The 23,080-nt window shown below is 33.6% G+C and carries 17 protein-coding genes and 1 tRNA gene; 7 read left to right on the top strand and 11 right to left on the bottom strand.

The window, feature by feature from the left end; genetic code table 11:
- Nucleotides 1–5 precede the first annotated feature (5 nt).
- Nucleotides 6–620, top strand: a complete 615-nt coding sequence (locus ACJJVO_RS17615; RefSeq protein WP_405576513.1) for a DEAD/DEAH box helicase — start codon at nt 6–8, stop codon at nt 618–620.
- A gap of 4 nt (nt 621–624) precedes the next feature.
- Here the strand turns inward: ACJJVO_RS17615 and ACJJVO_RS17620 are convergent, their stop codons facing one another.
- On the bottom strand, nt 625–1,020 hold the full coding sequence (locus ACJJVO_RS17620) for a hypothetical protein (protein WP_405576515.1): 396 nt from the start codon (nt 1,018–1,020) through the stop codon (nt 625–627).
- 117 nt (nt 1,021–1,137) lie between these two features.
- Here ACJJVO_RS17620 and ACJJVO_RS17625 point away from each other — a divergent pair, with 117 nt between their 5' ends.
- Nucleotides 1,138–1,581 carry an Lrp/AsnC family transcriptional regulator gene (locus ACJJVO_RS17625; protein ID WP_405576517.1) on the top strand — a complete coding sequence of 148 codons (444 nt, stop codon included), beginning with the start codon at nt 1,138–1,140 and terminating at the stop codon, nt 1,579–1,581.
- Here the strand turns inward: ACJJVO_RS17625 and ACJJVO_RS17630 are convergent, their stop codons facing one another.
- The 3 genes from ACJJVO_RS17630 to ACJJVO_RS17640 form a co-directional block, all read right to left on the bottom strand.
- Nucleotides 1,582–2,556, bottom strand: a complete 975-nt coding sequence (locus ACJJVO_RS17630; protein ID WP_405576519.1) for a YpdA family putative bacillithiol disulfide reductase — start codon at nt 2,554–2,556, stop codon at nt 1,582–1,584.
- 9 nt (nt 2,557–2,565) lie between these two features.
- Complete coding sequence (locus tag ACJJVO_RS17635; protein WP_405576521.1) at nt 2,566–2,727, bottom strand: hypothetical protein; 162 nt, start codon at nt 2,725–2,727, stop codon at nt 2,566–2,568.
- 206 nt (nt 2,728–2,933) lie between these two features.
- Entirely contained in the window at nt 2,934–4,145 is a 1,212-nt protein-coding gene (locus ACJJVO_RS17640) for an MDR family MFS transporter (protein ID WP_405576523.1), read from the bottom strand.
- A gap of 233 nt (nt 4,146–4,378) precedes the next feature.
- Here ACJJVO_RS17640 and ACJJVO_RS17645 point away from each other — a divergent pair, with 233 nt between their 5' ends.
- Nucleotides 4,379–4,978, top strand: a complete 600-nt coding sequence (locus ACJJVO_RS17645; RefSeq protein ID WP_405576525.1) for a DUF1684 domain-containing protein — start codon at nt 4,379–4,381, stop codon at nt 4,976–4,978.
- A 104-nt stretch (nt 4,979–5,082) separates the two neighbouring features.
- Here ACJJVO_RS17645 and ACJJVO_RS17650 read toward each other — a convergent pair whose 3' ends face one another.
- Both ACJJVO_RS17650 and ACJJVO_RS17655 read right to left on the bottom strand, forming a co-directional pair.
- Entirely contained in the window at nt 5,083–6,603 is a 1,521-nt protein-coding gene (locus ACJJVO_RS17650; protein WP_405576527.1) for an OmpP1/FadL family transporter, read from the bottom strand.
- Nucleotides 6,604–6,639: 36 nt separating this feature from the next.
- Nucleotides 6,640–7,683 carry a hypothetical protein gene (locus tag ACJJVO_RS17655; protein ID WP_405576529.1) on the bottom strand — a complete coding sequence of 348 codons (1,044 nt, stop codon included), beginning with the start codon at nt 7,681–7,683 and terminating at the stop codon, nt 6,640–6,642.
- 101 nt (nt 7,684–7,784) lie between these two features.
- Here ACJJVO_RS17655 and proS point away from each other — a divergent pair, with 101 nt between their 5' ends.
- The 3 genes from proS (at nt 7,785) to rpsT (ending at nt 9,722) form a co-directional block, all read left to right on the top strand.
- Nucleotides 7,785–9,263, top strand: a complete 1,479-nt coding sequence (proS, locus tag ACJJVO_RS17660; protein WP_405576531.1) for a proline--tRNA ligase — start codon at nt 7,785–7,787, stop codon at nt 9,261–9,263.
- 110 nt (nt 9,264–9,373) lie between these two features.
- Nucleotides 9,374–9,445 (top strand) — tRNA-Glu (locus tag ACJJVO_RS17665).
- A gap of 25 nt (nt 9,446–9,470) precedes the next feature.
- Nucleotides 9,471–9,722, top strand: coding sequence for a 30S ribosomal protein S20 (gene rpsT, locus ACJJVO_RS17670; protein WP_405576533.1), 252 nt, complete (start codon nt 9,471–9,473; stop codon nt 9,720–9,722).
- 102 nt (nt 9,723–9,824) lie between these two features.
- Here rpsT and ACJJVO_RS17675 read toward each other — a convergent pair whose 3' ends face one another.
- A complete protein-coding gene (locus tag ACJJVO_RS17675) occupies nt 9,825–11,492 on the bottom strand; it encodes a formate--tetrahydrofolate ligase (RefSeq protein ID WP_405576535.1) in 1,668 nt (555 codons plus the stop codon).
- A 144-nt stretch (nt 11,493–11,636) separates the two neighbouring features.
- On the opposite strand from ACJJVO_RS17675, the gene era reads away from it, so the two are divergent.
- Nucleotides 11,637–12,518: a GTPase Era gene (gene era / locus ACJJVO_RS17680; RefSeq protein ID WP_115816324.1), complete on the top strand. Its 882-nt coding sequence runs from the start codon at nt 11,637–11,639 to the stop codon at nt 12,516–12,518.
- Here era and ACJJVO_RS17685 read toward each other — a convergent pair.
- Genes ACJJVO_RS17685 through ACJJVO_RS17700 form a run of 4 tightly spaced genes read right to left on the bottom strand, consistent with a single transcriptional unit; the run spans nt 12,509 to nt 22,991 of the window.
- Nucleotides 12,509–13,009 (bottom strand): GTP-binding protein, encoded by a 501-nt coding sequence (locus ACJJVO_RS17685; RefSeq protein WP_405576537.1) that lies wholly within the window; start codon nt 13,007–13,009, stop codon nt 12,509–12,511. The two genes, era and ACJJVO_RS17685, sit on opposite strands and share 10 nt — an antisense overlap.
- Nucleotides 13,010–13,036: 27 nt before the next feature.
- Entirely contained in the window at nt 13,037–14,917 is a 1,881-nt protein-coding gene (locus ACJJVO_RS17690) for an OmpA family protein (protein WP_405576539.1), read from the bottom strand.
- Between the two features lie 10 nt (nt 14,918–14,927).
- Nucleotides 14,928–15,869: a type IX secretion system membrane protein PorP/SprF gene (locus tag ACJJVO_RS17695; RefSeq protein ID WP_405576541.1), complete on the bottom strand. Its 942-nt coding sequence runs from the start codon at nt 15,867–15,869 to the stop codon at nt 14,928–14,930.
- A gap of 15 nt (nt 15,870–15,884) precedes the next feature.
- On the bottom strand, nt 15,885–22,991 hold the full coding sequence (locus tag ACJJVO_RS17700) for a gliding motility-associated C-terminal domain-containing protein (protein ID WP_405576543.1): 7,107 nt from the start codon (nt 22,989–22,991) through the stop codon (nt 15,885–15,887).
- Nucleotides 22,992–23,080 lie beyond the last annotated feature (89 nt).

Genomic DNA, 23,080 nt, shown 5'->3' on the forward strand with positions numbered 1-23,080 from the left:
GTAAGATGTCTTTCAAAAAACTACACCCTTTATTAAAAGAATCCCTAGAAAATGCAGGATTTGAAACTTCAAATGCATTTCAGAAAAAAGTATTACCTACTTTAAAAGGAGGTTCAGATGCCTATGTGATTGCACCAAAAGGAAGTGGTAAGACTACAGCATTGATTATTGCAACTATTCATAAATTAAAAGCGGAAGCTTTTGAGGATTCACCAAGAGCTATCATTACAGTAAAAGATAAAGCGGATGCTTTGGCCTTAAAAGAAGAATTTGAGCGTTTTACCAAAAATACAGACTTAAGGGTTTATGCGTTATATGATGAATATGATATTGAAAAACAAAAAACAGAAGTCTATTACGGACAAGACATTGTAATTGCGACGCCTTCTCGATTAAGTAAACTCTATTTTCTTAATGGAATTCATTTAGGGGAAGTACAACTCTTTGTTATTGAAGATGCTGATTATTTAGGTCGAAATAATGCTTATAATCATATATTAAGACTATCTGAAAGTGTTACTAAATGTCAGTTTTTAATTATTGCAGATGCAATGAGCCCTAAAATACAGAATTATCAGAATGCTTTTATGAATAACGCGCATATTATAAAACAGAAATAATGGTTTATAATGTCATCATCCAATGATGCTTTAATTTTCTGAATTTTCTTAATTCACCTTTAAGTATAGGTAAATAATCTTTGCCATTACTGTTCGCCATTTCTAATTTTTTGCAATTTCTATATAAACGGGTAGTTAAACGATCTAGACTTTCAAAATATTTACTTTTTTTATCTGAGCAGCTTTCTTGTTCTGCATTAATAATTTGAGGTGCAAGATTAGTAGATTGTTGTATGATGTCGCCAGTGAAATAAATGTGTTGATCTTCTGATCCATCTGCCTTTAAATAGTTTAGATCCTGATTTAAATACGTGGATATGCTTCGGGAAAGCACAAGGATATCCATAGCTTTCTGGTAAACAGGTAATTCTGAAAAATGCAATGGCAGGTTATAATTCATAATTTTAATAGCAATGTACACGAAGTTAAACCCAAAAATTCAATTCAAGCTTTAATATTTAAAGTTATTCTGTATATTTACTTTAATATTTATGTTATTAAAGCTTATTTTCTTTAAATGATAATTGATGAATTAAATTGGAAGATTTTAAAGTGCCTTCAAAATAACGCACGTATGTCTAATGCAGAGATTGGCAGGCAGGTTGGTGTAACATCACCTGCGGTTTCTGAGCGCATAAAAAAAATGGAAGATGCGGAAATCATTCAAGGGTATACCACTTTTGTTTCGCCTTTAGATGTTGGTTATCAGTTTAAAGCGCTTATTACATTAAGTGCATTTATGGGCATGTTAAAACCCTTTTTAGAAAAGGTAAAAACCTATGATGAGGTTGTAAATTGTTATAGGATTACAGGTAATGAAAACATAGTTATGGAAGTGGTTTTAAAAAACCAAAGACATCTTCAAACCTTTATTGACCAATTAATAATTTTTGGTGAAACAAAAACTCAAATTGTATTATCTCATGTTATTAAACACAGTGAGGTAAAACCTCTAAAATAATCAGATAAGGTTGTTTTCAATATGATTTGAAATTATTTTGGCGTGAATCCTAGAATTTTCAATGAACCATTTATGGGTTTCTAATCCACCACAAATAACACCTGCAAGATAGATGCCTTTAACATTAGATTCCATAGTTTCAGAATTGTAAACAGGAATTTGTTTTCCATCTTGAGAAAATTCAATACCAGCTTTGGCTAAAAATTTAAAATTTGGCCTGTAACCTGTAAGTGCAATTACAAAATCATTAGGAAGCGTTAGATTACCATTTGGTGTTTTTACTACAATTTCATTGGGTTTAATTTTAGAAATTTCAGAATTAAAATAGGCTTTAATGCTGCCTTCTTCAATTCTATTAATAATATCTGGTCTTACCCAATATTTCACACGTTCGCCTATGGCATCATTTCTAATAATCATGGTTACATTTCCACCTTTTCTATAAATTTCTAAGGCGGCATCTACAGATGAGTTGCTCGCACCAACTATGGCAATATTTTGCAACGTATAAGGATGTGCTTCTTTGTAATAATGTAGCACTTTTGGTAAATTTTCGCCTGGTATATTTAGCAAATTTGGTATATCATAAAACCCTGTAGCAATAATTACTTTTTTTGTATGATAGCTATTTTTATCTGAAATTACTGTAAACCCATCAGCTGTTTTCTCAAAAGATTGTACGTTTTCAAATAAATTAATATTTAAGTGGTTTGATGTTGTAACACGTCTGTAGTATTCTAAAGCCTCATTTCTAGTTGGTTTTGGGTTGTTGCTTATAAACGGAATATTATCAATTTCTAATTTATCTGAGGTGGAAAAAAAGGTCATGTTTAAAGGGTAATTGAATAGGGAATTGGTCAATGCTCCTTTTTCAATTACAGTGTAATTCCAACCATGTTTTTTGCATTCTAAAGCACAGGCAATACCTATTGGTCCTGCACCTATAATTACTACGTCTTTATGTTCAGTATTCATTTTTTAATTTTAATTGATTCTCCAATGCGGACTTTTTAGGTTTTTTTCTTTGTGATAAATGATTACGGAAATACCATCAAAATCATTTATATGTGCTTCCTGCCATAGCCAAGACTGTTCTTTTATTTCAGAATTAAAAATAATACCTTTTTCTTGAAGTTTAAAAACCATTTTTTAAACTTCAAAATAGGGACTAACTCCTTTATTGATTAATAAATCTTCAGTCTGGTGAATGGAAAACGTAGCGCCTCCATCAAGACGCTCCAAACGCGTATATAATGGTTAGGCATCAACTATAAGTTTTAGTCCCAATTTTTTATGAAATTTTACAGGTGTTCTGCTATCTAACGATGAGATAGTAATTTGGTTTAAGTTCATTATAAATTACGTTTTATACGTTTTTGTAGCCAAATAGATAGAATAATAGCCAGTAAACTGTATGATCCCGTGATTATCCAATTTATAGTATAACCATAATTTTCAATAATATCCATTCCTATTTTAGGGCCTACAATAAATGCGAGGGCAAATGACATGGTATATAGAGCCATATAACTGCCTTCACTTCCTGGTTTTGCTCTACTTAAAGCAAATGCATTGGTATATGGAAAGCCAATCATTTCAGCAAAAGTGAGTAATATTATGTTTATGATAAGTATACCAACCCAAACATCAAATAATAGAATAAAATAACTAAGCGCAAATAATATTGAGCTAAATAATATCAGTTTGGTATGAAGGATTTTTTTAGCTTCTAAATAAGCAATAAGTGGCATTTCAAAAATTACAATTAGAGCTCCATTTAAAAACATAATTAGACCTGTTTGCAATTCTGTTAGTCCATATTTATCAAAATGATAAATAGGCATTGATGTAATTAATTGAAAAAATGATAAAGCAATTAAAAAACTAATGGTAAAAAAAATTAGAAATGATTTGTCTTTTAATGCTGCGTTTTTGTTTTGTTTATGAATTAGTTTTTCTTCAATTGAGGCCTTTTTTACGGTTTCTTTTATTAATAATTTGAATAATAAAATGGCTAAAATACATGTGATGCCATCAATCCAAAATAAAAGTGAATAACCATCAAGCCCAATAATTAATCCAGCGATGATTGGACCAAAAGCCATTCCTAAATTTATAGCTAATCGCAGTAATGTAAGTGAACGTGTTTGATTCTCTGGTTTGCTATAAGTTTTAAGTGATACAAATAATGCAGGTCTAAAGGTGTCTGCAATACTCATAAGTACTAAAATACCAATACATAAACCTAGAAATGATGTAATGTATTGTAAAATAATGAAGCCAAATCCGGTAAAAAGTAAGCTGTAAAACATCACTTTGTAGAATCCTATTTGGTCTGTTAATTTACCACCAAGCCATGAACCAATTAATGAGCCAATACCAAAGAACATTAAAATTGTGCCAGCATCTGGTATTGAAAATTCTAGGTTTTCTTTAAGATATTTAGACAAAAATGGAATGACCATAGTACCTGCTCTATTTATTAGAGTAATAAGTGCAAGCAACCAAACTTCTTTAGAAAGTCCTTTAAAGTTGTTTATATAGTTGGTGTATATTTTATTCATTTTGGTGGTTGTATAAATATAAAAAGTCCGACGGTTAGGTCGGACTTTTAAATATTGTTTAATAATATATGTGAATTGTTACAATAGATAATGCGTCCGAATGACTTCCCAAGAAATCACGGTGGTTTGCTTTGTATATCTAATAATCTGTAACATTGTTTTTCTTTTATTATTAGCTCAAAGCTACAATAAAATTTGATATGTTGTATTTTTGGGATTAAAATTTATGTAGAATGAAGAATTTATTATTGCTTTTTTTAGTTGTTTTTTCGTTTGGTTGTGCGCAGCACCAAACAAAGACTATAGAAGAAACTCTTTTTCAGAAAACTATGAATGATGAATTTAAGGACGCTTCAAAATCTCCATTAAAAGCAAAAGATTTAAAAACATTTGAAGGGTTAGACTTCTTTTCTTATGATTCTGTTTTTGTTGTAAAAGCCTCAATAAAACGTTTGCCAGATGCGGAATGGTTTAATATGAAAACAACAACAGATCGCTTATCTAAAGAGCGCGTTTTTGGCATTTTAACTTTTCAGTTGAAAGGAAAATCTTTTCAGTTGAATATATACCAAGGACAAGAACTTATGCAAGAAGAAGGTTTTGAAAATTACTTGTTTCTACCTTTTCTAGATAATACCAATGGCACATTAACTTATGGTGGTGGGAGATATATAGATTTAGAGATCCCTGAAGGAGATACTATAGAGATTGATTTTAATTCTGCTTATAATCCTTATTGTGCCTATAATGAGAAATATTCTTGCCCAATAGTTCCTAGAGAAAATTATATTGATATAGACATTAAAGCTGGAGTAAAGGCTTTTAAGAAATAGGATTTATTCTTTTGAGATCAATATAATTGCTTAACAAAAAAGCATAAAAAAAGCCTGAACATTACTGTAATGTTCAGGCTTTTTTTTTAAGCTTTAGATTTTATTTATAAATTAAATCCAAGGGTTACTACGAAATCGGTATAATTTGTTTCAATAGACGCTGCATCTGTAAGTCCAACATCATATAATTGATAATTGGTATCTCGCATGGCTTGGCTAAAAGCAAAATCTAAATTAATATTTCCAAAATTATAACCAAGACCTAAAGAGTATCCAGTTAAATCCCCATAAAAATCAGTGTCTTTATATGGGCTTTCTTCAAAACGGTAACCACCTCTAAAGCTCATTTGTTTATAGCGATATTCACCACCTAATCTAAAAGTGGCTGCTGAGGTTAATCTGTCGTTGATGTCGTTATTTATTGCAGAAAAATAGGCGTCAGAAGTTGGTTTAAATTTTGTATTACTATAATCCTTCATTGAATAATCAAGACTCAATAAGCCACGCTTTCCAAAGACATAAGCTAAACTACCTGTGATTTTAGCAGGAGTTTGTAGTTTGTATTCCTCATATATATTAATAACATTTGGATTAACAAATTGATTAATGTTTTGTCCGCCTTCTATTCTAGATGTCGCTAAATATTGAGATGTTTCATCCGAAACTCTATACCATGTAGGTGAGTTATAAGACAGTCCAACTCTTAATTCTTCAGTTATTTTTGCAATACCTCCTAATTGAAGTGAGAATCCTGTTCCTGTGGTCAGTAAATTGTTTTCAAAATTAACATTGGTTACTGTGGAACTTAGATTTGAGTTTGATTCATTTAAAAATGTAGAGCGTTCATAATTTATAAAATGTGAATTCAGATTCAGACCAAAATAAAATTTATCGTTATAACTAGTGGCGAAGTTAAACGCTAGTTTGCCATTATAGCCAGTGCTTGAATATGCAAAGCGTTGGTTGTAATCACCTCCGTTTATGTTTGATGTATAATTTGTGTTTTCATCAGTATCTTCTACGGGATTAATAATATACCCTTCGTACCCTAAAAAGGCTTGTTGGTTTTGAAAACCAAATAAAGAGCCAATTTCTGAATAAGCTTGTGATATGGATTCTCCAGGTAAGGCAGAAATTTCATCAAGTCTTAATCCTTCGGCATTTAATCTAAAATAATCACCAATAGAATTGTTTGGGTTAGTTCCATTTGCAACCCAGTCATCATCAAAATTCCCAGAGCTATCATATGCCACACTCAATGAGAATTTTTTCCAAAGTGAGTTTGAATTCATATTATCAAAAACAAAAACAGCTCCTAATTGATTTAAATCTACGTTTAAGTCTGATGAAGAATTAATGCCTCCAAAATAATTAATATCGTTGCTTTTATTATATAAGCCTAATGATATTGATGCATGACTGTTGTTAAAAATAGCAGAACCTGCCGGATTAATATTAACACTAGACATATCACCGCCTAAGGCTCCAAAAGCACCACTCATAGCCTTAAAACGTGCAGTACCTTGGATTTCATCCATAGAATATCTTACTGCATCTGTAATGTCTTGTGCTAAAATAAAAGATGAGCTTACTAAGCCTATGCAAAGCATAAGTAATTTTTTCATAAGTAAAGTTTTTTTAATTTGGAATTATTTTAATGTCTAACCTCTTCCTCGTCTGCTGCTACTACTAGATGAACTACTTCTACTGCTACCGCTACTAGATCTAGAACTTCCAGATGATCTTACACTACTAGATGAAGATCTTGAGCTACTAGAGCTAGAACGAGTGGTTCCGCTTGATCTTGTGCTTCTTGTTGGTGAAGTTGATCTAGTACTATTAGAAGATCTAGTTGTAGATGGTCTAGTAATTCTAGTGCTAGATCTTGTAGTACGCGTTGTTGGAGTTGTAGCTCTTGTATTTCTAATAGTTCTTGTTGAAGTATTAGATCTAAGCGTTGAGTTTCTAGATATGCTTGATGAATTAGATAATCTGCTTGTTGAATAATTTCGTCTCGTTGATAATGCAGAATTACTTCTACTACGGCTCAAATTATTATTGTAAAGTAAAGACCCTCTTCTAGAATTGCTGTAGGCATATCTACTTGTGTTTCTATAATATCCGTTATTGTAATAACCGTTATTCCAGCCCCAATTATTATAGCCATAACCGTAGCCATAGCCATAATTCCATGGTGAGTTATAACCATAAAATCCACCATATGCCCAATGATTGTTCCAGCCCCAATTGTTCCAGCCCCAAGGTCTTCCCCAGCCACCATAGTAGCCATAAACACCTCCATACATCCATGGACTATTGTAACCATACCAACCATTATCTATATAATTTATAGTTATAGTATTATTGTCTTGTCCCCAACCACCATATGCTGGTCGTTGTTCTAAAGTATCTGTAGCTTGTTCTACATAATTACCTTCATAAGAATCTACATCTGTAAAAATTTCGCTTTCTTCTTGTATAGCATCTACTTCTGCAGAATTCTCTGCGAAATAGTTTTTATAATAATTAGAATCGTTAGTGGAAGTTGTTACTACAGCTTCATCAGTTTCGTAATCTTCAGTAGAATAGATACCATCATTATCGTATCCTGAATACTGAAACGAACCACAAGAAGTTAACACGGTAGCTAAACCGAGTGCAACAAAAAATGGCAATTTTTGAATTAAAATAGTTTTAAATTGCATATCTCTTTTATTTTATTGTTGAACATAGCAAAAATAGTTAGTTTTGCTGAACTATTTATTACATTTAACATAAGCACAATATTTGTGCCAAAACACTGAAAATGAGTAAAAATCTTACGAGTAGAGCTGAAGATTATTCAAAATGGTACAATGAATTGGTTGTAAAGGCTAATTTAGCAGAGAATTCTGCCGTTAGAGGTTGTATGGTAATTAAGCCATATGGCTATGCTATTTGGGAAAAAATGCAAGCTGAATTAGATAGAATGTTTAAAGAGACAGGGCATGAGAATGCCTATTTTCCATTATTTGTGCCTAAAAGTTTATTTGAAGCAGAAGAGAAGAATGCGGAAGGTTTTGCTAAAGAGTGTGCTGTTGTTACACATTATAGATTACAAAATGACCCTGATAATGCAGGGAAATTACGTGTAGATCCTGAAGCTAAATTAGAAGAAGAACTTGTGGTTAGACCAACAAGTGAAGCTATAATATGGAATACTTATAAAGGATGGATTCAAAGTTATAGAGATTTACCTATTTTAATAAATCAATGGGCTAATGTGGTGCGTTGGGAAATGCGAACACGTTTATTTTTGCGTACAGCAGAGTTTTTATGGCAAGAAGGCCATACGGCACACGCAACAAAAGCTGAGGCATTGGTAGAGGCAGAACAAATGAATGATGTGTATGCCAAATTTGCAGAAAATTTTATGGCTATGCCTGTCATTAAAGGTGTAAAAACAGAAAGTGAGCGCTTTGCTGGTGCTCTAGATACATATTGTATTGAAGCACTAATGCAAGATGGAAAAGCGCTTCAAGCTGGTACTTCGCACTTTTTAGGTCAAAATTTCGCAAAAGCTTTTGATGTTAAGTTCACCAATAATGAAGGTAAGTTAGACTATGTTTGGGCAACATCTTGGGGAGTTTCTACACGATTAATGGGAGCTTTAATTATGACTCATAGTGATGATAAAGGTTTGGTTTTACCACCAAATTTAGCTCCATTCCAAGTGGTTATTGTTCCTATTTATAAGAATGATGAACAGTTTGAAGCCATAACAGAGAAAGCAGAAAGTATAATTAAAGAACTTAAAGCATTAAACATAAGCTGTAAGTTTGATAAAAGAACAACACATAGACCAGGTGCAAAATTTGCGCAGCACGAATTACAAGGTGTGCCTTTGAGAATTGCAATAGGACCAAAAGATTTAGAAAATAATACTATTGAATTAGCAAGACGAGATACGTTAACAAAAGAAATTGTTCAAATAGATGAACTGACGTCTACAATAAAAGATCTTTTAAAAGTTATTCAAGATGAATTATTTAATAAGGCCTTAAATTATAGAGATGATCACATTACTGAGGTAAATGATTTTGAAACATTTAAAAAAGTTTTAGAAACAAAAACAGGCTTTATTTCAGCACATTGGGATGGAACAGCTGAGACTGAACAAAAGATAAAGGAACTAACAAAGGCAACGATTAGATGTATACCAATGAGCAATAAACTAGAAGATGGTGTATGTGTTTATAGTGGAAAACCATCATCACAAAGAGTGCTTTTTGCTAAGGCATATTAATTTTTTTTAAAAAAAATTAATCAAGGTGTTGCACAATTTAAAAATAGTTGTATTTTTGCATCCGCAATGGAAACGTTGTAGGTTCATTTAAATAATTTAATAACCAAAATGGCCCGTTCGTCTATCGGCTAGGACGCATGGTTTTCATCCATGTAAGAGGGGTTCGATTCCCCTACGGGCTACAATTTTTAATAAGAAAAAAATATAATGGCAAATCATAAGTCAGCTTTAAAAAGAATAAGAAGTAACGAAAAAAGACGTGTACTTAATAAGTATCATCATAAAACGACTCGTAACGCTATAAAGAAGTTACGTGAAATTACTGATGCAAATGAAGCTCAGAAAATGTTACCATCTATTATTAGTATGGTAGATAAGTTAGCTAAAAAGAATATTATTCATGCTAACAAAGCTGGTAACTTAAAGTCACAGTTAACTAAATATGTGGCTACAATATAATTGTAGTTTCTATTAAGATATTTAAAGTCTTTCCGAAAGGAAAGACTTTTTTTTGTTAATGAAATTTGAGCTGTGAAATGATCATATTTTTTTCTAGACTTTTTAGAACAATCCACTAATCTCTCCACTATCACTTATATCTATACCTTCTGAGGCTGGGTGTGTTGGCAAACCAGGCATTCTCATAATATCTCCAGTGATTGGTATTAAAAAGCCAGCTCCAGAAGCTATTTCAATTTCACTAACGGTAATAATAAAGTCTTTAGGACGACCTAAAAGCTTTGGATTATCTGATAATGATTTTTCAGTTTTTGCAACACAAATAGCTAATTGATTTAAGCCAAGGTTTTTAATACGTTTTAGTTGACGTTTAGCATTTGAGGTATATTCTACATGGTCAGCACCATATATCTTTTGTGCTATAGTTTCTATTTTAGACTCTATTGTGTCTTCCCATTTATATAAAGGCTTAAAATTGGTTTTACTAGATTCAACAACCTCAATAACTTTTTTAGCTAATTCAATAGCTCCTTCGCCACCTTTAGCCCATACATCTGCAACAGCAACGCTTATGTTTTTAGTTTTAGCAAAGTCTTTTATCAATTGTATTTCTTCAATACTATCAGATTCAAATTTGTTAATTGCAATTATAGGAGTAAGCCCAAATTGCTGGATGTTTTCAATGTGTTTTTCTAGATTTGGAAGTCCCTTTTCTAAAGCTTCCAAATTAGTAATAGTTAATGCTTTTAAATCTGCACCACCATGATATTTTAACGCTCTAATTGTTGTTGTGAGCACTACAGCTTTAGGAGAAATATCTGCACTTTGACATTTAATATCTAAAAATTTTTCTGCGCCTAAGTCACAACCAAATCCAGCTTCAGTGACAGTATAATCTGAAAATGTCATTCCCATTAATGTGCCAATTACAGAGTTTGTGCCTTGAGCAATGTTTGCAAAAGGACCTCCATGAATAATAGCTGGATTTCCTTCAATCGTTTGTACCAAATTTGGTTTTATAGCATGTTGTAACAAAGCTGCCATTGCTCCAGCTACTTTTAAGTCTTTGGCGTAAATGGGTTTGTTAGAAAATGTATAACCGATAAAAATATTACCGATACGCTTTTTTAAATCGCTTAAATCTTTAGAGATACAAAGAATAGCCATGATTTCTGACGCAGCAGTTATATCAAAACCAGTTTCTCTTGGTATGCCAAAAGTAGTCCCTCCCAAACCAATAATTATTTTTCTTAAAGCTCTATCATTTACATCAAATACACGTTTCCAAGTAACCGTTCTTGGATCAATGCCTAAAGAGTTTGTTTTACTTTGAATATTATTGTCAATTATTGCAGCAAGTAAATTATTGGCTTTTTCAATAGCCGAAAAATCACCAGTAAAATGTAAATTAATATCCTCTAATGGTAAAACTTGTGCATAACCTCCGCCTGTAGCTCCGCCTTTTATTCCAAAAACAGGACCTAATGATGGTTCTCTTAGCACTACAGTGGTTTTTTTATTCAATCTATTTAGAGCTTCAGATAATCCAATTGAAATGGTTGTTTTACCTTCTCCAGCAGGAGTAGGTGATGTAGCAGATACTAAAATAAGTTTGCTTAGGTTGGCTTTAGTTTTGTCTATACAAGAAACTGGAATTTTAGCTTTATGTTTTCCATACATTTCTATGAGTTCAGAATCTATTCCGAATTTTTCAGCTATTTCCGTAATTGGTTTTAAGGTTACCTTTTTCGCAATTTGAAGATCTGTCATAATAGATAGAAATAAGAAGTTATCTCTCAAATTTAAAAGAAAAATTGTGTTAAAATGGTGATTTTTGTCATGTGTAAAATTGTATTTCAACTCTTTTATGACTTAATGGTTTAAAGATTGTAACTTTGCAATAAATTTTTAAAGATGCACAAAGCTGGTTTTGTAAATATTATTGGTAATCCTAACGTGGGTAAGTCAACGTTAATGAATGCATTTATAGGTGAGAAATTGTCTATAATTACATCTAAAGCGCAAACTACAAGACACCGAATTTTAGGTATTGTAAATGGTGAAGATTTTCAGGTGATATTAAGTGATACACCAGGAATAATAAAACCTGCTTATGAACTGCAAGAATCTATGATGGATTTTGTAAAATCTGCTTTTGATGATGCAGATGTATTAATTTATATGGTAGAAATAGGAGAGAAGGAGCTTAAAGATGAAGCCTTTTTTAATAAAATTACCAATTCAAAGATTCCAGTGTTATTATTATTAAATAAGATTGACACATCTAATCAAGAGCAACTAGAGGAACAATCAGAGTTATGGCAAAGTAAAGTGCCTAATGCTGAATTTTTTCCTATTTCTGCAACTGAAGGATTTAATGTTCAAAATGTATTTGATAGAATTATAGAGTTATTACCTGAGTCACCTGCCTTTTATCCTAAAGATCAATTAACAGATAAACCAGAACGCTTTTTTGTAAACGAAGCGATAAGAGAAAAAATCTTAATTCATTATAAAAAAGAGATTCCGTATGCTGTAGAGGTTGATACTGAAGAATTTTTTGAAGAAGAAAATATCATCAGAATGAGATCTGTTATTATGGTAGAACGCGAAACCCAAAAAGGAATTATTATTGGGCATAAAGGTTCTGCTTTAAAACGTGTTGGAGTAGAAGCACGTAAAGATTTAGAAAAGTTTTTTGGTAAACAAGTTCACTTAGAATTATACGTTAAAGTGAATAAGAACTGGAGAAGTAATCAGAATCAATTAAAACGTTTTGGTTATAATCAGCGATAAACGCGAATTGTTTCTTTCATAAAGCTGTGTAGTTTGTGCATCTCAGGCATGCCTTTAGAGCGTCCAATTCTTCCAGCAAAATACAATACAAACCATATGATTATCATAAATAGGGTTAGAAACAGTTGTATGGCATAAGAGTTTCCTAATGTTGCATTTGTGTATGCCCAAATTCCAAAACCAAAGAATAATCCTGCGACTATAAAGTGTAAGAACATAAACATAGTCCAAACTGTTGGATTGGGTCCAAATAAGCCATGTATAATAGATTTATCATCACTTTCGCTATTGATTTCTAAATGCAACTGAGGTGACCAAAAGTGTTGGTCTTTTTTGGGGAATTTAATAAAAACATGATCATCTATTCTTGAAACTATAAATGCAGTTTGATTAGATTTTGTGCGATCAAAACCCTCTAACAATGATTCGTTGTTTGTAGCGACTTCAAATTTGAACCGTGGTCTTAAAACAATGTCATTTGAAAGAGCCATTATTAATTTGGATATAAGGAAACTTCCTTATTTTAGAATTAGGAATTCACAACGTCTATTAATTGAAAATTCTGTTTCTGTACAGTCATCACCACATGGTACTAATGGCTTAGTTTCACCATAACCTTTAGATGTTAATCTTGATCTTGATATGCCATTCTCTACCATATATTCTAAAGTAGCTTGTGCTCTTTTCTGTGATAATTCTAAATTAAACTCAAAACCAGCTCTAGAATCAGTATGCGCTCCTAATTGAATTTCCATACGTGGGTACTTTGTAAGTAATGCCACTAATACATCTAAAGTTTTTGCTGCTTGAGGTCTTATATCCCATTTTGCAAAATCGAAATATATATTTTCTAATTCAATATATGTGTTGCCTTCTTCATCATCCGTAACGATCTCCTCGGCATCTTTATAAGATTCAATTTCAAGTTCAATATTGAATTCTATATTACCTTTATCGTTAGTGTCAAAAAATTCAATTTGAGGGATATATTTTGGTTGAAAACCTTCAACAGAATACTTCTGATTAGGTTTTGTGGTTAATTGATATTTTCCATCTTCCCCTACAAGTTGTTCTGCAATTACATTGCCGTCTTCATCAAAAAGTGTAACAGTTGTATTTGGCAGTATTTCACCTGTTACCTTATCTGTAACTAATCCTTCAATAGTATAAGTTCTTTCATTTTCAATACGTTTAAACGTATAGATATTATCTTCTCCAGATCTATTAGATGATAAGAATCCTGTATTTAGCGAATCTACAACTACAAATGCGAAGTCGTCTTTTTCGGTATTTATAGATTCTCCTAAATTGAGGGCGTCTAAGTATTTTGAGTTTTTAGAACTACTAGAAAATAAATCTAAACCACCAAATCCAATTTTACCATTCGAAGCAAAATATAGTGTGCTGTCTTTTGCAACAAATGGAAACTGTTCTCTACGAACGGTATTTATGTTTTTACCAAGGTTTACTGGTTCTCCAAAAGAATTAGTATCTAAAATATCCACGTAAAAGATATCAAATGAACCTAGAGTATTAGGCATATCACTAGAAAAATAAAGTCTTGTTTCATCACTATTTAAAGCAGGATGCATGGTAGAATACGTGTCACTTGAAAATGGTACGGGTTCAATATTTGTCCATTCGTCATCAACTAATTCTGCTTTAAAAATACTTACAACTGCTATTTTTGTAGAATCTAAATCAATACGTTTTTTTAGATTTCTAGAAAAATACATGGTTTTGCCATCCTTGGTAAACACAGCATTACTTTCATGTTGTTTTGATGTATTTATTTTTTTGTTAAACGGTTCTATACTGTCTAATGTTATAGAATTGCCAACGGTAACTTTACCTTCATATAAATCTAAATAGGGTTTACTATTCCATTCGTAATTTGGATTTTTTAAGTTTTTTGTTGAAGCAAAAGTGATTTTATCTCCGTAAATACCCACTCCAAAATTAGAACCTCCTATATCTTCGGTAAGGTTTATGAGTTCATATTCGTATGGAATAATACGTTTTAATAAAGATTTAAAGCTTTTGGTATTAATTGGATTGTTTAAATGAAGTGTTGAAATTTCATCAGATTCTTCATATTTTCTAGTTCCTTTTAATACGTCAAAGTATTTGAAATAAAAGTCTTCAGTGAGTTCTGTATTGTCTTTTAAATCGTAAACTTGTTTATAGGCTTGATAGGCTCTATCAAATTCAGAATTATAATAATAGCAGTCTCCTAACTTTTCTAAGTTAACAGCTGTTTTTGGAAGCTCAGAATAAATTTCTGCAGCTTCAACATACGCTCTGTTTTCATATAGAGCGTCCGCTTTACTAGATTGCGAAAAACAAAGATTTCCTGTTGTTATTACAGCAAATAAGATATATAGTTTAATCGTTTTCATTTGTCTTTAATTAGAAAAATCTTGGTGATTTATCGTAGCCTTTTCCGAGTTTGCCAATGTTAAATAATAACATTATTTCGTGAGACCCAGAATTAAATCGACCTAAATTAGAAATTGTATGGTCATATGCATAACCAATACGAATAGCGTCTGTCATAGAAAAATTAACCATACCACTATAAGAATCATCAAAGCGATAACCTGCACCTAGTTCTACTAAATCATTAATTAAAACATTAGCATTTAAATCTATGGATAAGCGTGCTCCATTTACATGCTTAGCCATAAACGAATGTTTAAATTTAAAAGTATCACTTAAATCTATAACATAGCCACCTGTAAAAAAGTAGTGTATATTTTCTGAACCTTGGGATACAACACCACTATCTTCCTCTAGATGTTTCGTTTCTAAAAGGTTTGGTGCTGAAAAACCTAAATAATAATGATCTGAAAAAAAGTATAAACCTGCTCCTATGTTAGGAAATGTTTTACTTATGTTTTCAGCAAATGCTGGATCTTCATTTATTGGATCTGAATAAACAAAACCATCAAAATTAGTATTGAAAATGGTAGCACCTGCTTTAACACCAAAAGATAATTTTGTGTTAGTGCCAACGGGAAGTACATAGGCAATATCTGCAAAAGCACTTGTTTGTTTTACTACATCTCCTATTTCATCATGCACAACTGAGAGTCCTCCTTCTAAACGGCTTGTAATCGTAGAATGTACAAAGTACGTTCCTGTTGTAGGCCCTCCAACAGCCTTAGCCCATTGATTACGGTAAAGCAAGCCAATATTCATTAAGGTATTATCATCTGTAGCATATGCAGGATTTATAACACTCATATTATACATGTATTGAGTGTATTGCGGATCTTGCTGTGCATGCGACAATAACCCTAAAGTTAGAGTTGCTATGGCAATGCAATATTTTATTAACTTATCTATCATTTTGATTTGTCGTAATTATCTACTTAAATAAACTCTACCTTGTACAGGCTCTGTCTCTCCATCATTAAATTCTATAATATAAAAATAGACTCCTACAGGTAAAACGGTACTGTTATTTTTCCATGTACCATCCCATTGAGGTGTGTTTTTATTTCCTTCGTAAAGAATGTTTCCATAGCGATTATAGACACTAACTTTATAGTTTGGATAAAGGTCTTCTAAAAATAGAATGTCAAAAACATCATTTATACCATCGTTATTTGGTGAAAAACCATCAGGTATAACAAGGTCTCCTATACATTCTATAAAACTGACATTCGCTTCTAAACGAATTTCGCTCTCACAACCAAAAGCAGATCTAATAGAAGCATAATAAATAATACCTTCCTCTAGTACTTCAGAGTTGTTATATTGAGTACCATCTGTTAATTGATCGTACCATATAACTATTTCACCATCTTCATAGTTAACATTAGTTATATTATTTGATAAATCGTTTAGGGTTGAATTATCTTCTAAACAAAACTCTGTACCGTTGTCAATTAAAATTGGAGTAGGTATTTGTTCAACTATTATTTTTACAGGTTCTATTCCAGTTGTTATGGCGCTACAACTCTGTCCAAGAACAAATAATTGGTTGAGGTTAACTATGGTTAAACCAGAGTTTTCTAACAATACTTGTGGAATAGTAAATGTTGCATTTCCGCCTGAAATTGAAATAGCAATAGTGTTTACAGAAACATTTGAATCTGAAAGTTGATATACAATAGAATAATCTCCATCTGGCAATTGATTTGCACCTGTAATATCTATTATAGCATCTTCTAAACCTACACAAATTACATTATCTTCCATAGACATAGTAAGACCTGTAACATCTGGGAGATCTAGTATGGTAACCGTCACGTTTGCAGAAACCGTAATATTACATTCTGTTGAAGTTACAGAGTATGTATAGATACCATCATTATCTATGGTTGGGTCAAAAATTCCTGATCCACTAGTTAAAGTAGGAGACCAAGTGCCTCCAACATCTGGATTTCCTTCAAGGCTTTCAAATAAATTAATAGTATTAGTTTCATCTATACATAGAAGAACAGAACTGTCTATACCAGCGTTTGGTGTTGCAATAATAGAAACTTCAATAGATGCAGCAGCAGCTGGACAACTTGATGTGCTATCCGAAACGGTATAAGTATATGTGCCAGCAGAGTCAATTGCTGGATCAAATAGACCTGTGCCACTATTAAGTGCAGGAGACCAAGTTCCAGTAGTGTTAGGTGTTCCTTCTAAGCTTTCAAACAAATTGATAGCAGTAGCATTACTACATAATTCGATAGAAGTACCAATACCAGCATCATTTGGATTAGAGGTTGAAACTGTTACTTCCGCAGAACTTGTTCCACAAGAATTACTTACAGTATATGTATAAGTACCAACAGTATCTGTATTAGGATCAAATACCCCAGTCCCACTAGTTAATGTTGGAGACCATGTTCCTCCCGTATCAGGTGAGCCTAATAAGGCATCGGTTAAATTTGCTGTAACGGTTGCATCACTTAAACATATATCTAATAAGGCATCGGTTCCAGCATTTGGTAATTGTAAAACTGAAACTGTTACTGTTGCAAAGTCATCAGGACAGGACGCTGAAGCGCTTGTTACGGTATAAGTATAAATCCCAGAAGAATCTATAGTTGGATCAAAAACTCCCGTAGTACTGGTTAAAGTTGGTGACCATGTACCTCCCATATCTGGTGTTCCTCCTAAGCTATTAAATAAATCTAATGGAGAATCAGTAATACAAATTTCAAGATTACCATTGTCTCCTGCTTCTGCACTATCAGATGAAATGGTTACAGTGGAAGAGCTACTTCCACACGTATTACTTACGGTATAAGTATAAGTTTCAGCTGTATCTGTGCTAGGGTCATATATGTTAGTACCACTTGTTAGTGCAGGTGACCAAATACCTCCTGTTTCAGGCGTTCCTGTTAGTATATCAAATAGATTAACTGTATTTGTTGAATTACATAAATTTAATGTTCCGTTGCTACCAGCATCAGGTACTTGTAAAACAGAAACTGTAACTGTTGCAGTATCATTAGGACAAGCCGTTGTGCTACTAGAAACGGTATAAGTATATACACCAGCAGTATCAATAGATGGATTAAATACACCAGTTCCACTTGTAAGCGTTGGTGTCCAGGTTCCTCCAGAATCAGGTGATCCTTGTAAACTATTGAACAAGTTTACAGACATATCAGTAATACAAATTTCAAGATTACCATTATCGCCCGCGTCAGCACTGTCGGATGAAATGGTTACAGTGGCAGAGCTATTTCCACATGAATTACTTACAGTATAGGTGTATACAATAGCAGTATCAGTATTAGGATTATAAATGTTAGTACCACTAGTAAGTGCAGGTGACCAAACACCTCCTGTTTCTGGTGTTCCGGTTAGAGAATCAAATAAATTAACCGTATTTGTAGATCCACATAAATTTAATGTTCCGTTGCTACCAGCATCAGGTCCTTGTAAAATAGAAACTGTAACTGTTGAAGAATCATTAGGACAAGCCGCAGTACCACTTGAAACGGTATAAGTATATACACCAGCAGTATCAATAGATGGATCAAATACACCAGTTCCACTTGTAAGCGTTGGAGACCATGTACCACCAATATCAGGATTTCCACCTACACTATTAAATAAATCTACAGAAGTATCTGTGTTACAAAATTCAACTGTTCCATTATCACCAGCGTCATTCACATCAGATAGAGAAACGGTAACAGTTGCTGAGTTAGTGCCACAAGCATTACTTAGCGTGTAGGTGTATGTGCCTTCAGGATCAGAGTTAGGGTCGAAAATTCCAGTGCCACTAATTAAAGCAGGTGACCACGTTCCTCCTGTTTCTGGTGTTCCGGCAAGACCATTTATTAGATCTATTGTATTTGTTGTGTCACATAGGTTTAATGTTCCGTTGTTACCAGCATCAGGTCCTTGTAAAACAGAAACTGTAACTGTTGCATAATCATTAGGACAAGCTGCTGTACCACTTGAAACGGTATAAGTATATACACTAGCAATATCAATAGATGGATCAAATACACCAGTTCCACTTGTAAGCGTTGGAGACCATGTACCACCAATATCAGGGTTTCCACCTAAACTGTTGAATAAATCTACAGAAGCATCTGTGCCACAAAGTTCTATTGTCCCATTATCACCAGCATCATTCACATCGGATAAAGAAACGGTAACAGTTGCCGAATTAGTACCACAAGAATTGGTTAATGTATAGGTGTAAATTCCTTCAGGATCAAAGTTAGGGTCGAAAATTCCGGTGCCGCTATCCAAAGTAGGTGACCAAGTTCCTCCTATTTCAGGAGTACCAGAAAGACCAGTTAGTAAGTCTATTGTATTTGTTGTATCACATAGGTTTAATGTTCCGTTGCTACCAACATCAGGTCCCTGTAAAACAGTAACAGTAACTGTAGCAGAATCATTAGGACAAGCCGTTGTACCGCTAGAAACGGTATAAGTATATTCACCAGCAGCATCAACAGACGGATCAAATACACCAGTTCCACTTGTAAGCGTTGGAGACCATGTACCACCAATATCAGGATTTCCACCTAAACTGTTGAATAAATCTACAAAAGCATCTGTGCCACAAAGTTCTATTGTTCCATTATCACCCGCATCATTCACATCGGATAAAGAAACGGTAACAGTTGCCGAATTAGTACCACAAGAATTCGTTAATGTATATGTATAAATTCCTTCAGGATCTGTATTAGGGTCGAAGATTCCAGTGCCACTTGTAAGGGGTGGAGACCATGTGCCTCCTGATTCAGCTGTTCCTCCAAGCCCATTGATTAGATCTACAGTTATAGTTGCATCACATAAATTAAGGGTTCCATTGTTTCCTGCGTTTGGCTCTTGTAAAACTGTAACCAAAACGGTTGCAGTATCATCAGGACATAAATTTGTGCTGTTAGAAACAGTGTACATATAGGTTCCTGCAGAATCAACAGTTGGATCAAACATTCCAGTGCCACTATTTAACATAGGAGTCCAAGTTCCGCCAATATCAGGATTTCCACCTAAACTGTTAAATAAATTTATAGGTGCATCATTAAAACAAAGTTCTGCATTTCCGTTATTTCCAGCATCGTTAGCATCTGTTACAGAAACTGTAATGGTTGCAGTACTATTATTACATATTGCCGAACTTATAGAGTAAATGTAATCGCCTTCAGGATCTAAATTAGGGTCAAAAACGCCAGTTCCACTTGCTAGTGCTGGTGACCATGTACCTCCTGTTTGTGGCAAACCACCAAGACTACTAAATAAATCTACCGAATTGGCTAGACTACATAAATTTAGTGTGCCATCTAAACCTGCATCAGGTGATATTTCAATAGAGACTTCTACAGTAGCTTCATCTTCAGAACAAGGTCCTGAACCAGAAGTTGTATAAGTATAAGTTCCTGCTGCATCTATTAAAGGATCAAAAACACCAGTTGTACTATTAAGTGTAGGTGTCCAAATACCTCCAGATTGAGGTGAACCACCTAGACTGTTAAAAAGATCTATAGTGCCATCATTAGTACAAGCGGTAACAGTACCATCTGTACCAGCATTTTGGAATGGTACTACTGTTATTAGGATTGTTGCTGTATCATCTGCACAAGGGCTTGTTCCTGTTACTGTATATGTATAATCACCAACAGTATCAACTAAAGGGTCAAAAATATTTGTGCCACTGGTAAGTGCAGGAAACCATGTTCCTCCAGTTTCAGGGGTTCCACCTAGGTTATCGAATAAATTAATAAGCCCTATATTATCACAAATATTTATTGTAGCATCTATACCAGCATCTGGTGCTGGAATTACTGAAACTTCAACAATGGCTTCATCGTCAGAACAAGGTCCTGTTCCAGAAGTTGTATACGTATAGGTGTCGGCTAAATCGATAGCAGGATTAAAAATTCCAGTTCCACTAGTTAATGTTGGAGACCATGTACCACCAACTTCTGGTATACCTCCAAGACTATCAAAAAGATCAATTGTACCATCATTAGAACAAACAGTTACGGCACCATCTGTACCAGCATTTTGAAATGGTATAATTGAAATAGTTACTGTTGCTATAGCATCAGCGCAAGGACTGGTTCCTGTTACTGTATAATTATAATTACCAATAGGATCCACTAAAGGATCAAATATTCCTGTTCCACTTGTTAATGTAGGTGACCAAGTTCCACCAACTTCAGGATTTCCTCCAAGGCTATCGAACAAGTCTATTGTTCCATTATTACTACAGATATTTACAGTAGCATTTATGCCTGCATTTGGCTCTTGAATTATTATTACATTTACTTCTGCTGATATATCTGTACATGGAGGAGTTCCAGATACCGTATAAGTATATATTCCTGCGGTATCAGTAGATGGATCAAAGACACCCGTGTTACTAGTTAGTGTAGGTGACCAAGATCCTCCTGGTTGAGGTGTGCCACCAAGGCTATCAAATAAATCTATAGTGGCTAAGTCATTACTACAAAGGGTCAGTGTAGCATCACTACCAGCAATTGGTAATGGAACTACGTTTACAGAGACTGTTGCAGATTCATTAGGACAAGGATCATTTCCTGTAAAGGAATAGGTATATGTACCTGCAGAATCAATTAAAGGATCAAAAAATCCTGTTCCGCTAGTTAATGCTGGAGACCAAACTCCTCCAATATCAGGTACACCACCAAGGCTGTCAAATAAATCAATAATACCAACATTATCACATACATCTATAGATCCATTTTCACCTGCATCTTTATATTCGGTTACAGATACAGTTATAGTTGCAGTAGCATCAGCACATGGACCTGTTCCAGTTACGGTATACGTATAAATACCATCAGAATCAATAGCAGGATTAAATACACCAGTCCCACTATTTAATGAAGGAGACCAAACTCCGCCTGCTTCTGGATTTCCACCTAAACTGTCAAATAAATTGATAGCAGCATCTATACTGCAAAGATCTAAGTTGGCACTTGTACCTGCATTAGGGGCAGGAATTATAGATATTGTTACTGATGCAGATCCATCAGGACATGTGTTATTTGAAGCAACTGTATAGGTGTATTCTCCTACAGGATCTATATTTGGATCAAAAATTCCTGTGCCACTATTTAATGTTGGTGACCATGAACCTCCAGTTTCAGGAGAGCCTTCAAGTGATAAGAATAGATCGAAAGTTGAATTTAAATTATTATCACAAATATCTAGTATACCATTTTCACCAGCATCTGGAACTGTGTCTAAAATTGCAAGTACGGCTAATCTTCCGGTACTTTCGCACGGTGGATCTAAAGTTGTTGCATAATATGTTTGCCCACTTATTAAAGGAGTACTCGGAGACAAAGGTAATGCTGAGAATAATGAAATATACCAATTATTGTTTCCACTTGCTACTAAATCTCCGACAGTTGGCGTTGATCCTGAAGTGCTACAAAAATTTTGAACCATATCTCCTGTTGGAATAGAAGTTGAGCCTACAATAACTAAAACAGGTAGTCTAGAAGTTCTACAGCTTCCATCCGGACTTGCTTGATCTGCATAATACAATGTGCTATTTACTAATATATCACTGCCATCCAAAGGAGTGCCACCAGCAGGAGATGAATACCATTGTACATCATTTCCTGTTGCTATTAAACTACTTACAGTAGCTTGAGATACGTCATCTAAACAAACTCCTTGAAAGTTATTACCAGTAGGAGGTCCAATAAGAGTAAAATCTACACGTGCTCTTGTTCCACAAGATCCAGTATTGTCATCTGCATAATAATCTTCACCACTTATTAAACCTGCAGAATTAGATAAAGGTGTTGTAGAGTCTGCCGAAGCATACCATACTATTCCTCCACCATTATCCGTAGCTTCAAGATCACCAACTAAAACGGATTGCAAATCGCATAACGTTTGCGTACTGTTAGTTACTGTTGGGCATTGTGCATTAATAGAATTAAATGCGGTAGTAATTGTTAAAAGAAAAAATGTTATAGATATAGGATAACATTTAAAACGTTGCTGTTTGGCTTTCATTAAGAAAAATTAAAATAATTACTTTTGTTGAAATTGATGCCATGGATTAAGAACAGCAAGTTCAAAATAAAATCGTTCACTTGCAAAAT

The organism is Winogradskyella sp. Asnod2-B02-A (assembly GCF_045063645.1).
Lineage (GTDB): Bacteria > Bacteroidota > Bacteroidia > Flavobacteriales > Flavobacteriaceae > Winogradskyella.